Annotated in this window: 14 protein-coding genes; 7 read left to right on the forward strand and 7 right to left on the reverse strand. The window is 71.4% G+C overall.

Going from position 1 to position 13986, the window contains the following annotated elements:
- Position 1: 1 nt before the first annotated feature.
- The 4 genes from LV457_RS11435 to LV457_RS11450 are packed head-to-tail and all read right to left on the reverse strand — an operon-like array spanning position 2 to position 3016.
- Positions 2 to 190 carry a hypothetical protein gene (locus tag LV457_RS11435; protein ID WP_232171210.1) on the reverse strand — a complete coding sequence of 63 codons (189 nt, stop codon included), beginning with the start codon at positions 188 to 190 and terminating at the stop codon, positions 2 to 4.
- A 2-nt stretch (positions 191 to 192) separates the two neighbouring features.
- Positions 193 to 888 carry a nitroreductase family protein gene (locus tag LV457_RS11440; protein WP_232171213.1) on the reverse strand — a complete coding sequence of 232 codons (696 nt, stop codon included), beginning with the start codon at positions 886 to 888 and terminating at the stop codon, positions 193 to 195.
- Positions 889 to 914: 26 nt separating this feature from the next.
- The gene (locus tag LV457_RS11445) at positions 915 to 1961 is read right to left on the reverse strand and encodes a DNA polymerase domain-containing protein (protein WP_232171216.1); all 1047 of its coding nucleotides are present in this window, start codon (positions 1959 to 1961) and stop codon (positions 915 to 917) included.
- Positions 1961 to 3016 carry an ATP-dependent DNA ligase gene (locus tag LV457_RS11450; protein WP_232171219.1) on the reverse strand — a complete coding sequence of 352 codons (1056 nt, stop codon included), beginning with the start codon at positions 3014 to 3016 and terminating at the stop codon, positions 1961 to 1963. Before LV457_RS11450 ends, LV457_RS11445 begins: the two co-directional genes overlap by 1 nt.
- A gap of 25 nt (positions 3017 to 3041) precedes the next feature.
- On the opposite strand from LV457_RS11450, the gene LV457_RS11455 reads away from it, so the two are divergent.
- From LV457_RS11455 to LV457_RS11465, 3 genes are all read left to right on the forward strand, one after another.
- Positions 3042 to 4127, forward strand: a complete 1086-nt coding sequence (locus tag LV457_RS11455) for a low specificity L-threonine aldolase (protein ID WP_232171222.1) — start codon at positions 3042 to 3044, stop codon at positions 4125 to 4127.
- Positions 4128 to 4197: 70 nt separating this feature from the next.
- Positions 4198 to 5331, forward strand: a complete 1134-nt coding sequence (locus tag LV457_RS11460; RefSeq protein ID WP_374198830.1) for an AI-2E family transporter — start codon at positions 4198 to 4200, stop codon at positions 5329 to 5331.
- Positions 5331 to 6422: an ATP-dependent DNA ligase gene (locus tag LV457_RS11465; RefSeq protein ID WP_232171227.1), complete on the forward strand. Its 1092-nt coding sequence runs from the start codon at positions 5331 to 5333 to the stop codon at positions 6420 to 6422. The genes LV457_RS11460 and LV457_RS11465 overlap by 1 nt, the downstream gene beginning before the upstream one ends.
- On the opposite strand, the gene LV457_RS11470 is transcribed toward LV457_RS11465, so the two are convergent.
- Positions 6407 to 7420 (reverse strand): phosphotransferase, encoded by a 1014-nt coding sequence (locus LV457_RS11470; RefSeq protein WP_232171228.1) that lies wholly within the window; start codon positions 7418 to 7420, stop codon positions 6407 to 6409. The two genes, LV457_RS11465 and LV457_RS11470, sit on opposite strands and share 16 nt — an antisense overlap.
- Positions 7421 to 7467: 47 nt before the next feature.
- Here LV457_RS11470 and gluQRS point away from each other — a divergent pair, with 47 nt between their 5' ends.
- Genes gluQRS through LV457_RS11490 form a run of 4 tightly spaced genes read left to right on the forward strand, consistent with a single transcriptional unit; the run spans position 7468 to position 11485 of the window.
- Entirely contained in the window at positions 7468 to 8358 is an 891-nt protein-coding gene (gene gluQRS, locus LV457_RS11475; RefSeq protein ID WP_232171230.1) for a tRNA glutamyl-Q(34) synthetase GluQRS, read from the forward strand.
- A gap of 44 nt (positions 8359 to 8402) precedes the next feature.
- A complete protein-coding gene (locus LV457_RS11480; protein ID WP_232171232.1) occupies positions 8403 to 9866 on the forward strand; it encodes an ABC transporter permease subunit in 1464 nt (487 codons plus the stop codon).
- Positions 9863 to 10618 (forward strand): amino acid ABC transporter ATP-binding protein, encoded by a 756-nt coding sequence (locus LV457_RS11485; RefSeq protein WP_232171234.1) that lies wholly within the window; start codon positions 9863 to 9865, stop codon positions 10616 to 10618. The genes LV457_RS11480 and LV457_RS11485 overlap by 4 nt, the downstream gene beginning before the upstream one ends.
- Before the next feature lie 30 nt (positions 10619 to 10648).
- A complete protein-coding gene (locus LV457_RS11490) occupies positions 10649 to 11485 on the forward strand; it encodes an alpha/beta fold hydrolase (protein WP_232171236.1) in 837 nt (278 codons plus the stop codon).
- A gap of 4 nt (positions 11486 to 11489) precedes the next feature.
- Here the strand turns inward: LV457_RS11490 and LV457_RS11495 are convergent, their stop codons facing one another.
- Entirely contained in the window at positions 11490 to 12719 is a 1230-nt protein-coding gene (locus tag LV457_RS11495; RefSeq protein ID WP_232171238.1) for a cytochrome P450, read from the reverse strand.
- Positions 12716 to 13954 (reverse strand): tRNA guanosine(34) transglycosylase Tgt, encoded by a 1239-nt coding sequence (gene tgt / locus LV457_RS11500; RefSeq protein ID WP_232171239.1) that lies wholly within the window; start codon positions 13952 to 13954, stop codon positions 12716 to 12718. Before tgt ends, LV457_RS11495 begins: the two co-directional genes overlap by 4 nt.
- Positions 13955 to 13986 lie beyond the last annotated feature (32 nt).

A 13986-nucleotide genomic window follows, 5' to 3' on the forward strand; every position in this document is an offset into this window, starting at 1 on the left:
CTCAGCGCGGGCGGGTGCGGCTGCCGATCCCGATGAGGACGACGCCGACGATCGCGATGACCGGCCCCAGTACCGACCAGGTGGTGGTGCCGGTCATCGGGCTGCCGGCCACCACGCCGAACCCCTGCAGCGCGAACAGGGTGCCGGCCGCCGCCAGGATGATGCCGAGGGAGATGAGCGCCAAGCGCATGGTCAGTCCTTCCAGGCGCGATTGCCGTAGGAGTCGAGGTGGACCACCGACTCGACGGGTTTGCGGGTGGTGGGCCCGTAACGGCCGCGCGGCCAGCCGAGCGGGACGACGCAGTACGGCGTGACCGTCAGCGGCAGCTTGAGGATGCGTCGCGCCGAGGTGGTGCTCCACAGCGGCAAGGTGATCAGTGAGGCGCCGAGTCCCATCGCCCGCGCCGCGAGCAGCAGGTTCTGCACGCTCGGGTAGATCGAGCCGTTCGCCGACGACGTCGCCACGTGGGGCATCGGCACGAACGGGATGAGACCCGGCGAGCGGAAGTCCGAGCGCAGACACGGCACCACGAGCACCGGGATCTCGGTGAAGTGGTCGACCTGCCACTCGACCGCGCGCAGGATCTTCTGCATCGACTCGTCGCCGGCGGCGGCCCGCTTGCCGAGGGCGCCGTACACCGACCACGCCTGCCGGTAGCGCGCACCGAGCTTCTCCTTGACCGCGGCGTCCTTGACGACGATGAACTCCCAGTTCTGGCCGTTGGAGCCGGTCGGCGCCCGCAGCGCCAGCTCGATGCACTTGAGGACCACGGCGTCGTCGACCGGGTCGGGCAGCACGCGGCGCACGGCGCGCTGCGTCATCATCGCGTCGATCAGCGGCATCCGGAGGCCGGCCAGCGCCTCGTCGGTCGTCGGCGGTTGTGTCATGTTCCCGGACGCTACCGGGTGCCCCGTCAGCGCCGGTTGCCGTCCTCGTCCCAGTGCGCGGCGACCTTCTTGCTCGGCTGCACGCGCGGCGGCTCGCCCGGCATCTTCGGATAGTTCGGCGGGTACGGCATGTCGCCCAGCCCGCGCTCCTCGTCGGCGGCGACCATGTCGAGCAGCGGCTGCAGTGAGTACGCGGTGTCGTCGATGCCGGCCCACGGGTCGTCGCGGCCGGTGAGGAACCCGGGGACCGTCGTCATCGTGTAGTCGTCGGGGTCGGCCGACGCCAGCTCCTGCCAGGTCAACGGCGTCGACACCGTGGCGATCGGCGTTCTGCGCACCGAGTACGCCGACGCGAACGTCCGGTCGCGGGCGTTCTGGTTGAAGTCGATGAAGACCCGGGTGCCGCGCTCTTCCTTCCACCACGACGTGGTCACCGCATCCGGGGCGCGCCGCTCCACCTCGCGGGCCAGCGCGATGCCGGCGCGGCGGACGGCGACGAAGTCCCACTCGGCGGCGATGCGGACGAACACGTGCACGCCGCGGCCGCCGGACGTCTTCGGATAGCCGACGTAGCCGAGCTCGTCGAGCAGGGGCCGCAGCACGTCGACGGCGATCGTGCGTGCCTCGGTGAAGCCGGTGCCGGGCTGCGGGTCGAGGTCGACGCGCAGCTCGTCGGGATGGTCGACGTCGGGGCAGCGCACCTGCCAGGGGTGCAGCGTCACGGTGCCCAGCTGCGCGGCCCACACGATGGCCGACGGATGCGTCACCTGCAACACGTCGGCGGTGCGGCCCGACGGGAACGACACCTGACAGGTCTGCAGGTAGTCGGGGCGCTTGACCGGCACCCGCTTCTGGTAGATCTCCTCGCCGTCGATGCCGTCGGGGAACCGCTGCAGGTGGGTCGGCCGGTCGCGCAGCGCGTTCAGCATCGGGCCGGCGCCGACGGTGCGGTAGTACTCGACGAGCCTGCCCTTCGTCCCGTCGCTCCCGAGCTTCGGGAAGTACGGCTTGTCGGGGTTGGTGACCCGCACCGCGACGCCGTCGACGTCGAGTTCGATTGCGGGCGTTGCCATCAGGACCCCTCCAGCACGTCGGCGAGGTCGTAGCGCAGGGGCACGTCGAGCTGGTCGAAGGTGCAGCTCGCGGGGTCGCGGTCGGGTCGCCACCGCACGAACTTCACCGCGTGCCGGAAGCGTTGACCCGGTCCCGGACTACCTTCCATCTGGTCGTAGTGCACCTCGCACACCTTCTCCGGGCGGATCGGCACCCAGCGCTTGTCGGCCGCGGAGTTCCAGCGGCTCGGATCCCCCTCACGCAGCTCGTCGCCCAACCGCAGCGGCTCCAACTCCGCGAGCAGCTTCAGCCGGTCCTTCGCCGTGAACGCCGCCGCCCCGCCGACCATGTGCAGCTCCCCGTCGTCGGCGTAGAGGCCCAGCAGGATCGACCCGATGCCCTGGCCGCTCTTGTGGATGCGGTAACCCATCGCCACACAGTCGGCGTCGCGGGCATGCTTGATCTTCACCATGTCTCGCTTGCCCGGCAGGTACGGGCCGTCGAGCCGCTTGGCGATCACCCCGTCGAGTCCGGCCCCCTCGAACGTGGTGAGCCATTCGGCGCCGAGTGCCGGGTCCTCGGTGGTGCGGGTGACGTGGCACCACCGGGCCTCATTGACCGCTTCCCGCAGCGCCTCCCGACGCACCCGGAACGGCGCCGCGAGCAGGGAGTCGTCGCCGACGGCAAGCGCGTCGAACCCGATGAAGTGCGCCGGCGTCTGCGCGGCCAGCAGCTTGATCCGGGAGGCCGCCGGATGCACGCGCTGCGACAGCGATTCCCAGTCGAGTCGCGTCCGGCCGCCGATCTGCCGCGGGACGACGATCTCGCCGTCCAGCACACAGCGCGGCGCGGTCTCGGCGCGCAGCGCGTCGAGCAGCTCCGGGAAGTAGCGGCCCAGATCCTTGCCGTTGCGCGATTGCAGCACCAGCTCGTCGCCGTCGCGGAAGACCAACGCGCGGAAGCCGTCCCACTTCGGCTCGTAGGACCAGACGCCGGGATCGTCGGGGACTGTCGTCACCGCCTTGGCCAGCATCGGCTCGACGGGCGGCGTCACGGGCAGGTCCACGATCCCCATTCTGACGGCTGGGAGGATCGAAAGGATGTCGATCACCTCGCTGCACGATCCCGACTGGCGCACCTTCGCCAGCGACAACTACGCCGGCGTGCATCCGGAGGTGCTTGCCGCGCTGGCCGCCGCGAACGGCGGTCACCAGGCCGCCTACGGCGCGGATCGCTACACCGCCCGGCTGCAGGAGGTGATCCGCGAGCAGTTCGGCGATCGGGCCGAGGCGTTCCCGGTCTTCAACGGCACCGGCGCCAACGTCATCTCCCTCACCAGCGTGCTGCCCCGCTGGGGCGCCGTCGTCACGCCGGCAACGGCTCACATCAACACCGACGAGGCCGGCGCCCCCGAACGGGTGACCGGCATCAAGCTGCTCACCGTGCCCGCCCCGGACGGCAAGCTCACCCCTGACCTGATCGCCCGCGAAGCGTGGGGCTGGGGCGACGAGCACCGCGCCCAACCGCTCGCGGTGAGCATCACCCAGACCACCGAACTGGGCACGCAGTACACCCCGGATGAGCTGCGCGCGATCTGCGACTTCGCCCACGGCCACGGCATGGCGGTCCATATGGACGGGTCGCGGCTGTGGAACGCCGCCGCGGCGCTCGGGCTGCCGCTGCGCGACCTCACCACCGCCGTCGGCGTCGACGTGCTGAGCCTCGGCGGGACGAAGAACGGGCTGCTCGGTGTGGAGGCGACGGTCGTCCTCGACCCGGACCGGGCCACCGGCCTGGTGTATCTGCGGAAGCTGACGATGCAGCTGTCGAGCAAGATGCGCTTCGCCTCGGCGCAACTGCTGGCCCTGTTCGACGACGACCTCGGCCTGCGCAGCGCCGCGCACGCGAACGCGATGGCCAACCGCCTGCGGTCGGCGCTGGAGGCGGGCATCGCCGACGGTTCGCTGCCCGGGCTGGCGCTCACGCAGCAGAGCTCGGCCAACGCGGTGTTCGCGACGCTGCCGACCACCGCGGCGGACCGCATCCGCGAGCGGGTCCGCTTCTACGACTGGGACCGCGCCCGCGGGGAGGTGCGGTGGATGACGGCGTGGGACACCACGGCGGCAGATGTCGACCGGTTCGTCGCCGTCATCGGCGAGGAGCTGCGACGACGGGACGACCGCTGATGCGTCCGCGCGGTAGGTTGACCCCGCCGGCCGACCACGCCGCCGGTGACGACGGATCGCAGGACGGCCCCTGGTGAGCGAAGCCCTTCCCGACAGTGCGACGACGCGCGACCGCGGCGCGGTGATCGGCGCGGGCGGTCGATGGCTGGCGAAGTGGTCGCTGATCGTCGTCGCGATCGCGGCGGGAGCGGTGGTCATCGGCTGGATCTTCGCCAAGCTGTGGGTGATCGCGCTGCCGGTGCTGCTCGCCGTCGTGCTGTGCACCGTGCTGTGGCCGCCGACCCGGGTGCTGATGGACCGCGCCGGGCTGCCGCCGGCCGCCGCGGCCACGACGACACTGCTGGCGTTCGTCGCGGTCACCACCGGCATCTTCGCGCTCATCGTGCCGCCGGTGCTCGATCAACTGCCCCAGCTGGTCGACCAGGCGACCCAGGGCATCGGCCGGCTGCAGCAGTGGATCGAAGGCCCGCCGCTCAACCTGCAGCAGGACCAGCTCGACCGCTTCGTCGACACCTTCGTCAACACCCTGCGGGAACGCTCCTCGGCGATCGCGACCAGCGTCGTCACCGGCGTCAGCACCGTCGGCTCGATCGTGGTGACGCTGCTGCTCAGCGTCGTGTTGACGTTCTTCTTCCTCAAGGACGGCCGCCGGTTCCTGCCCTGGCTCACCGGGATCACGGGCCGGCGCGCCGGCCGCCATCTGGAGACCGTGCTGGGCCGGATGTGGCAGAGCCTCGGCGGGTTCATCCGGGCGCAGGCCGCGGTGGCGCTCATCGACGCGGTGTTCATCGGGGCCGGGCTGCTGATCCTCGGGGTGCCGCTGGCCCCCGTGCTGGCGGTCATCACGTTCCTCGGCGCGTTCGTGCCGTTCGTCGGCGCGTTCGTCGCCGGTGCGCTCGCGGTGCTCGTCGCGCTGGTCGCGAACGGCTTCTCCACCGCGCTCATCGTGCTGGGCATCATCGTGGTGGTGCAGCAGCTCGAGGGCAACGTGCTGCAGCCGCTGCTGCAGAGCCGCACCATGAAGCTGCACCCGGTGCTGGTGCTGCTCGGCGTCACCGCCGGCGGCTCGCTGTTCGGGATCGTCGGTGCGTTCCTCGCGGTGCCCGCGGTCGCGATGGGCGCGGTGATCTTCCGCTACCTCGGCGAACAAATCGACCAGCGCACCGAACCAGCAGCCGAGAGCGCCGCGGACAGCCCAGACTGATGCGGCTGCCCGTGCTGCCGCCGGTGGCGCCGATGCTGGCCAAGCCGGTGCGCGGCTTTCCGCCCGGCGCCTGCTACGAGCCGAAATGGGACGGGTTCCGCTCGATCTGCTTCCGCGACGGCGACGATGTCGTATTCGGCAGCCGCAACGAACGTCCGCTCACCCGCTACTTCCCGGAGCTGGTCGAGGCCGCGCGGGCCGAGCTGCCGCCGCGGTGCGTCGTCGACGGCGAGATCGTCGTCGCCACCGACGCCGGCCTGGACTTCGAGGCGCTGCAGCTGCGCATCCATCCGGCGGCGAGCCGCATCGCCCTGCTCGCCGGGGCGACCCCGGCGTCGTTCATCGTGTTCGACCTGCTCGCGCTCGGCGACGACGACTACACCGGCCGCCCGTTCACGCAGCGCCGCGCCGCGCTGGAAGACGTCCTGCCCGCCCCCGGCCGCTCGATCCACCTGACGCCGCTGACCACCGACGTCGACGTCGCGCGCCGGTGGTTCGACGCCTTCGAGGGCGCCGGGCTGGACGGCATCATCGCCAAAGCGCCCGACCTGACGTATCAACCCGACAAGCGGGTGATGGCGAAGGTCAAGCACGAACGGACCGCCGATTGTGTCGTCGCCGGCTACCGGCTGCACAAATCCGGCAACGACGCGATCGGGTCGCTGCTGCTCGGCCTCTACACCGACGACGGCGAGCTGGCGTCGGTGGGCGTGATCGGCGCGTTCCCGATGGCCGTGCGCCGGCAGCTGTTCACCGAGCTGCAGCAACTCGTCACCGACGTGGCGAACCATCCGTGGAACTGGGCCGCGCAGGCCGCCGCCGACCCGGAGCTCGCCCGCCGGTACGGCGGCGGCTCGCGGTGGAACGCCGGCAAGGACCTGTCGTTCGTGCCGCTGCGCCCCGAGCGGGTGGTGGAGGTGCGCTACGACCACATGGCGGGCGCCCGCTTCCGCCACACCGCGCAGTTCAACCGCTGGCGCCCCGACCGTGATCCGCGGTCGTGCACCTACGGGCAGCTCGAGCACCCGGTGACCTTCCGGCTGGACGACGTGCTGCCGGGCTTGCGGCCCGCCGGTCACACCCCGGCGTAGACGGCGTCCCGCAACCACGCGCGGTCGTGCAGGTAGCGGCGCGCCAGCCCTGCGGTGCCGGCCGCGAACCCGTCGGCGACCGCCAGCGCGTGGTCGGCGTCGGCGTGCGAGGCGACCCACGCGGTGAGCGTCAGCCGGCGCAGCATCACGAACGTCGGCACCATCGCCAGGTGCTCGTCGGGCAGTCGGCGCACCTCGCGGTAGCCGTGCAGCCACTCCGCGATCATCGACTCGGCCGCCGGGGTGTCCTCGATGAACGACACGACCGCCCCAAGGTCCGCCAGCTGCCACGACCACCCGCAGTCGTCGAAGTCGATGACGGTGATCGGCGATCCGGGCGTCGACGGATCGATCATCAGGTTCGCCAGCCGCAGGTCGGCGTGCACCAGCCCGAACCGGTCGGCGCCGAACCCGAAGTCGGTGAGCCGCCGGGCCACCTCGGTGGCGGCCCGTTCGATGACCGCGCTGTCCGCCGCGGTCAGCCCCGGCGCCCGCCGCCAGTTGCCCCACCGGGCCCGCGGGCCCAGCGTGGCGTCGACGTCCCAGCGGAACCGCGTGAACGACGCGGGCGGACACCAGGTATCGGCGTGATCGTGCATCGCGGCCGTGAGCCGCCCCAGCTCGTCGAACCCGACGCCGTTGGGCTGCTCCTCGGCGGTGCAGCCGGGGATGAAGGTGTACGCGTCGACGTGCAGCTCCCGCTCGCCGAGCATCACGGTGACGACGTCGCTGCCGTCGCGGGCCGGCACCAGCTCCGGCGTGACGACGGCGGTCTCGCGCCGCAGCGCCGCCATCCAGCACAGCTCGGAGCGGATGGCGGCCAGCGAGTGGTAGCCGGGCCGGTGCAGCCGCAGCACCAGCGGATCCGCATCCCGCCCGACCAGGTAGGTGGCGTTCTCCGACAGGCTCAGCAGTTCCAGCGGCGCGTCCTCGGGGCGGCCGTACGCGGGCAGCGCGGCCCTCGCGAACTCTTCGTGTTGCGGCGGCAGTCCGGGCACCTCCTCAGTCTGACCGAGCGCCGCGGCGATGCAGCAGACTGGAGCCGGTGAGCGTTCCCGCAGTGCGCGGCGCCGGCCGGTTCGCGCCGAGCCCGTCGGCCGATCTGCACATCGGGAACCTGCGCACCGCGGTGCTGGCGTGGCTGTTCGCGCGGTCCACCGGCCGCCGGTTCCTCATCCGCGTCGAGGATCTCGACGACCGCACCTTCGCCCCCATCGGACACCGCCAACTGGCCGACCTCGCCGCCATCGGCGTCGTCGGTGACGAGCCGCCGCAGTGGCAGTCGTCGCACGCCGACCGCTACGACGCCGTGGTGGAGGGGCTCGCGGCCCGCGGGCTGCTCTACGAGTGCTATTGCAGCCGCAAGGACATCCAGCAGGCGCCGCGGGCGCCGCACGCACCCGAGGGCGCCTATCCGGGCACCTGCCGCACCCTGAGCGACACCGCACGCCGGCGACGACGCACCGAGACCGGCCGCCCGCCCGCGCTGCGGCTGCGCAGCGACACCTACTCGTTCCCGGTGACGGACGCGCTGCACGGCACCTATACGGGGCTGGTCGACGACTTCGTCGTCCGCCGCGGCGACGGCGTGCCCGCCTACAACCTGGCGGTGGTGGTCGATGACGCCGCGTCGGGCGTCGACCAGGTGGTGCGCGGCGACGACCTGCTCCCGTCGTCGCCGCGGCAGGCCTACCTGTGCGCCGTCCTCGGCCATCCGGCGCCGGACTACGCCCATGTGCCGCTGGTCCTCGGCGCCGACGGCAAGCGGCTCGCCAAGCGCGACGGCGCCGTGACGCTCGCCGAGCTCGGGGTCGAGCGGGCGCTGAGCCTCATCGCCTCGTCGCTCGGCTACCCGTCGACCGACCTCCCCGGCATGCTCGCCGGGTTCGACCCCGCCCGGCTGCCGTGCGAACCGTGGATCTACCAACCGGACTGAGCGGAAGGCTGTCTCACCCGCGGCCGGGCGGGTAGGTTGCGCCGATGCTGCGAAACCTCCGGCGCGCCGCGATCGCCGTCGCACTCGTCGCGGTGATCGTCCTGGGTGCCGCGAGCTGCGGCCGCTCCGCAACCACCGGCGACGACCCGATCAAGGCGGCCGGCGTGCTGCGGGTCGGCACCGAAGGCGTCTATCCGCCGTACTCCTTCCACGATCCGACCCAGGGCGGGCAGCTCGCCGGATACGACGTCGACGTCGCCCGCGCGGTCGGCGACAAGCTCGGTGTCCGGGTGGAATTCGTCGAGACGTCCTGGGATTCGATGTTCGCGGCGCTGGAGGCGGGCCGCTTCGACATCGTCGCCAACGAGGTGACGATCACGCCCGAGCGCACGGCGAAATACGACCTCTCCGAACCGTATTCGGTGGCCCAGGGGGTGTTGGTCACCCGGGCGGACGACCGGTCCATCACCTCGCTCGCCGACCTCAAGGGCAAGCGGTCCGCGCAGAACCCCACCAGCAACTGGGCGCAGGTCGCGCGCGACGCCGGTGCGCAGGTGGTCTCCGTGGACGGCTTCTCCCAGGCGATCAGCGCGCTGCGCGACGGGCGCGTCGACGCGGTGGTGAACGACAGCCTGACGCTGATCGCCTACCGGGCGGAGAACCCCGGCGCGCCGATCAAGGTGACCGACATCGGCGGAGAACGCAGTGAGCAGGCGTTCGCGGCGCGCAAGGACAGTGGCTACCTGCCGGAGCTGAACGCCGCGCTGGGCCAGCTCCGCGCCGACGGCACGCTGACCGAGATCTCGAACCGCTACCTCGACACCGACCTGTCACGGGCCGAGCCGCCGAGCACCTGGGAGCTGGTGGCCGACAACCTGTGGCCGCTCGCCCGGGCCGCGCTGACCATGACCATCCCGCTGACCGTCATCAGCTTCGCCATCGGGCTGGTGATCGCGCTCGTGGTGGCGCTGGCGCGGCTGTCGGCGAACCTCGTCGCGGCGGGCGTGGCGCGGTTCTACATCTCGATCATCCGCGGCACCCCGCTGCTGGTGCAGCTGTTCATCGTGTTCTTCGCGCTGCCCCAGATCGGCGTGCGCATCGACCCGTTCCCCGCGGCGGTGATCGCGTTCAGCCTCAACGTCGGCGGCTACGCGGCGGAGATCATCCGCTCGGCCATCCAGAGCATCCCGAAGGGCCAGTGGGAGGCCGCCGAGACCATCGGCATGACCTACCTGACGGCGCTGCGGCGCATCGTGTTGCCGCAGGCGACCCGGGTGGCGGTGCCGCCGCTGTCCAACACGCTCATCTCGCTGGTGAAAGACACCTCGCTCGCCTCCACCATCCTGGTGACCGAGCTGTTCCGCACCGCACAGAACGTCGCGGCGCCCACCTTCGAGTTCTTCGCGCTGTACGGCACCGCGGCGCTGTACTACTGGATCATCTGCCTGGTGCTGTCCTTCGGGCAGAGCCGGTTCGAGCACCGGCTGGAAAGGTACGTGGCCCGATGAGCGATTGCGTGGTGGCCCGCGACGTCCACAGGTCCTTCGGGGAGAACCTGGTCCTCAAGGGCGTGTCGTTCACCGTCGGGCAGGGAACGGCGACGGCGATCATCGGGCCGTCGGGATCCGGCAAGACGACGCTGCTGCGCGCCCTCAACGCCCTCGACGTGCCGGACCGCGGCGTCATCAGGGTCGGCGACGTCGAGATCGACTTCGGGAAGGGCCGGCCCGACAAGGACCTGGTGCGCCGGTACCGCGCGCAGAGCGGCTTCGTCTTCCAGTCGCACAACCTGTTCCCGCACAAGACGGTGCTGCAGAACGTCACCGAAGGACCGGTCGTCGTGCAGAAGCGTCCCAAGGAGCAGGCCGAAGCCGAGGCGCTGGAGCTGTTGGACCAGGTCGGGCTGGCCGACAAGCGGGACAGCTACCCGTTCCAGCTGTCGGGCGGTCAGCAGCAGCGCGTCGGCATCGCCCGCGCGCTCGCGCTGCGCCCCAAGGTCGTGCTGTTCGACGAACCGACGTCGGCGCTGGACCCCGAGCTCGTCGGTGAGGTGCTGGGCGTCATCCGGGATCTCGCGACGCAGGGCTGGACACTCGTCGTCGTCACCCACGAGATCCAGTTCGCTCGCCAGGTCTCCGACCAGGTGCTGTTCACCGACCAGGGCCTCATCCTGGAGCGCGGGACGCCCGACGAAGTGATCGGCAACCCGAAACACGACCGCACGCGGCAGTTCCTGCAGCGGATCCTGCATCCGCTGTAGACCCGTCGCGCGGGCGGGTACCCGGCACGCATGGCTGAGATCACCGCCCACCACGGCATCCTTCGCAACACCAACCTCCACGTCGACGACACCGGCGGATCCGGGCGGCCGGTGGTGCTGATCCACGGCTGGCCGCTGTCGGGCGAATCGTGGTCGCTGCAGGTGCCCGCGCTCGCCGACGCCGGCTATCGCGTGGTCACCTACGACCGGCGCGGCTTCGGCCGCAGCGACAAGCCGCTCACCGGCTACACCTACGACACGCTGACCGACGATCTGCACGCCGTCATCGAGGCGCTCGACCTGCGGGACGCGACGGTGGTCGGCTTCTCCATGGGCGGCGGCGAGGTCGCGCGGTACTTCACCCGGTTCGGCGCCGACCGGCTGCGCAGCGCGGTGTTCGCCGCCGCCGTCCCGCCGTACCTGCTGCAGACCGCCGACAACCCCGAGGGCCCGCTCACCAAGACCGCCGCAGCCGAGCTGGCCGCCGGCCTCACCAAGAACGAGGACAGCTTCTACGACCAGTTCATGACCGACTTCTTCTCCGCCAACGGCGAGCTGAAGGTCACCGAACAGCAGCGCCAGGACGCGCTCGCGCTCTGCAAGCAGGCCGACAAGTCGGCAGCGCTGGCGTGCATGACGGCGTTCGGCACCACCGACTTCCGCGACGACCTGCCGAACGTCACGGTGCCGACGCTGGTGATCCACGGCGACGCCGACGCCACCGTGCCGTTCGAAGGGTCCGGCAAGCGCACGCACGAAGCGGTGGTCGACAGCCGGCTGCAGCTGATCGCCGATGCGCCGCACGGGCTGAACGTCAGCCACGCCGACGAGTTCAACCGGGTGCTGCTCGATTTCCTCGGCAGCTGAGGCGTCAGAGCGCGACGGGAAGCGTGGCGAGCCCGCGCAGCGTCAGGTTCGGCTTGTACAGCGGGTCGCCGGCGAGCCGGGCGGTCGGGAAGCGGCTCGTGACCGCCGCCAGCGCGACCGACGCCTCGAGCCGCGCCAGCGGGGCGCCGAGGCAGAAGTGCGGCCCCTTGCCGAAGCCGAGGTGACGGATGTGCTCGCGGTCGGGGTCGAAGCGGTCAGGCCGTTCGTGGGCGGCCGGATCGCGGTGGGCGGCGGCGATTAGCAGCAGCATCGAGTCGCCCTTCGGGATGTCGGCGCCGCCGATGTTCATGTCCTCGGCGGCGATGCGCATCACCAGTTGGACGGGCGGGTCGTAGCGCATGGTCTCCTCGGCCACCGCGGCCACCCGGCCGGCGTCGTCCGCGAGCGCCCGCCACTGCGACGGCTCCCGCACCATGGCCAGCGTCGCGTTGGCGATCAGGTTCACCGTGGTCTCGTGGCCGGCGATGAGCAGCAGATTGCACGTCGAGACGATCTCGTCCTCGGTGAGCTGGTCGCCGCCCTCCTCGGCGGCGATCAACCCCGAGATCAGGTCGTCGCGCGGCGCGGCGCGGCGCCGGTCGACGAGGCCGTGCAGGTAGTCGCGCAGCCACCGCCCTGCTTCCAGGCGCTGTTCGGCCCCGTCGGAGGCCTCGCCGGTGAGGGTGATGAACGGGTCGAGCGCTTGCGCCAGCAACGCCGACGCCCGGCCGAACAGCGGTTCGTCGTCGAGCGGCACCCCCAGCAGCCGGCAGATCACCGCGACCGGCAGCGGGTAGGCGAGGTCGGCGACCACCTCGAAGGAGCCCCGCTCCTCGACCGCGTCGAGCAGCGACGCGACCATCTCGGTGATGCCGGGCTCCAGGGCCTTGACCACCTTGGGGACGAACGCCTTGCTGACCAGCCGGCGCAACCGGGTGTGGTCCGGCGGATCGAGGAACAGGAACCCCGGCGGACCCCAAGACCGCGCCGGCGCGCCCTGCGCGAGCTGGCGCTGCACCGCCGTCGACTTCATCCCGTCGCTGGCCGACGCCGGATGGCGCAGCACGGCGTCGCAGTCCGCGAACGTCGAGAACACGGTGAGGTTCGCCTCGGGCAGGTGCAGCGGGCCGCGAGCGCGGATGTCGCCATATAGCGGGTACGGGTCGGCTCTGTTGGCGGGATCCAGCAGGCGCATCAGCAAGTCCCGGGATTGCGCCACCTCCGAGGTCGTCATCCCCCGATTGTGCGCCGCGTCCCGTAGTAGCGGCCGAGAACCTCCTCGCGCAGCTCGGCGAAGCGGCCCGCCGGGATGGCGGCGCGGATGGCGTCGACGAGCCGGACGATGAACCGCTCGTTGTGGATGGTGCACAGCGTCGAGGCCAGCATCTCCTTGGCCTTGAACAGGTGGTGCACGTAGGCGCGGGTGTAGTGGGCGCAGGTGTAGCAGTCGCAGTCGGGGTCCAGCGGCGTCCAGTCGCGGCGGTACCGGGCGCCGGTGATGTTGTAGCGGCCGTCGGTGGAGTAGACGGCGGCGTTGCGGGCGACGCGGGACGGGGACACGCAGTCGAAGGTGTCGGCGCCGGCCGCGACCGCGGCGAACAGGTCGTCGGGCTCGCTGATCCCCAGCAGGTGCCGCGGCTTGTCGGCCGGCAGTTCGGACGTCACCCATCCGACGATCTCGGCGAGCTGCGTCTTCTCCATCGCGCCGCCGACGCCGTAGCCGTCGAAGCCGCGCCCGTCGGGTCCGGTGAGTGACGCGAGGCCGCGGCCGGCGGCGCGGCGCAGATCCTCGTACTGCGCGCCCTGCACCACGCCGAACAGCGCCTGCGGCGGCTTGTCGGGCCGCAGGGCGGCGAGCCGGTGGTGCTCGTCGAGGCAGCGCTGCGCCCACGCATGCGTGCGCGCCACCGAACGCTCCTGGTAGCCGCGGGTGTTCACCAGCGTGGTGAGTTCGTCGAACGCGAAGATGATGTCGGCGCCGAGCTGGTGCTGGATGCGCATCGACACCTCGGGGGTGAAGCGGTGCGACGAGCCGTCGAGGTGCGAGGTGAAGGTGACGCCGTCGTCGTCGACCTTGGCCAATCGCTCCTTGCCCTCGGCGATGACGTCGTCGGCCCGCGCCATCGTGCTGTCCATCGACAGCACCTTCCGGAACCCGGCGCCCAGCGACAGCACCTGGAATCCGCCGCTGTCGGTGAAGGTCGGCCCCGGCCAGTTCATGAACGCGCCGAGGCCGCCCGCCTCGTCGACGATATCGGCGCCCGGCTGCAGGTACAGGTGGTAGGCGTTCGTCAGGACCGCTTGCGCGCCAAGCGCTTTCACCGCTTCGGGGAGGACGGCCTTGACCGTCGCCTTGGTGCCCACCGGGACGAACGCCGGGGTGCGGATCTCGCCGTGCGGGGTGGAGATGATTCCGGTGCGGCCCTGCGAACCCGGCAACTCGGCGTCGATACGGAAGAAGGGCGGCACGCCGGTATTCAACTACAGCGCCCGAGCGGCGA

Origin of the sequence: Mycobacterium sp. MYCO198283 (genome assembly GCF_021213805.1) — a bacterium.
In the GTDB taxonomy this organism is placed as follows: domain Bacteria; phylum Actinomycetota; class Actinomycetes; order Mycobacteriales; family Mycobacteriaceae; genus Mycobacterium.

Bases quoted from the DNA above. Each gene is read 5' to 3' on its own strand.
- LV457_RS11480 (WP_232171232.1), top strand. From the start codon at position 8,403: ATGCTGCGAAACCTCCGGCGCGCCGCGATCGCCGTCGCACTCGTCGCG.
- LV457_RS11485 (WP_232171234.1), top strand. From the start codon at position 9,863: ATGAGCGATTGCGTGGTGGCCCGCGACGTCCACAGGTCCTTCGGGGAG.
- LV457_RS11455 (WP_232171222.1), top strand. From the start codon at position 3,042: ATGTCGATCACCTCGCTGCACGATCCCGACTGGCGCACCTTCGCCAGC.
- LV457_RS11445 (WP_232171216.1), bottom strand. From the start codon at position 1,961: ATGGCAACGCCCGCAATCGAACTCGACGTCGACGGCGTCGCGGTGCGG.
- LV457_RS11450 (WP_232171219.1), bottom strand. From the start codon at position 3,016: ATGGGGATCGTGGACCTGCCCGTGACGCCGCCCGTCGAGCCGATGCTG.
- LV457_RS11495 (WP_232171238.1), bottom strand. From the start codon at position 12,719: ATGACGACCTCGGAGGTGGCGCAATCCCGGGACTTGCTGATGCGCCTG.
- LV457_RS11440 (WP_232171213.1), bottom strand. From the start codon at position 888: ATGACACAACCGCCGACGACCGACGAGGCGCTGGCCGGCCTCCGGATG.
- LV457_RS11435 (WP_232171210.1), bottom strand. From the start codon at position 190: ATGCGCTTGGCGCTCATCTCCCTCGGCATCATCCTGGCGGCGGCCGGC.
- LV457_RS11465 (WP_232171227.1), top strand. From the start codon at position 5,331: ATGCGGCTGCCCGTGCTGCCGCCGGTGGCGCCGATGCTGGCCAAGCCG.
- LV457_RS11490 (WP_232171236.1), top strand. From the start codon at position 10,649: ATGGCTGAGATCACCGCCCACCACGGCATCCTTCGCAACACCAACCTC.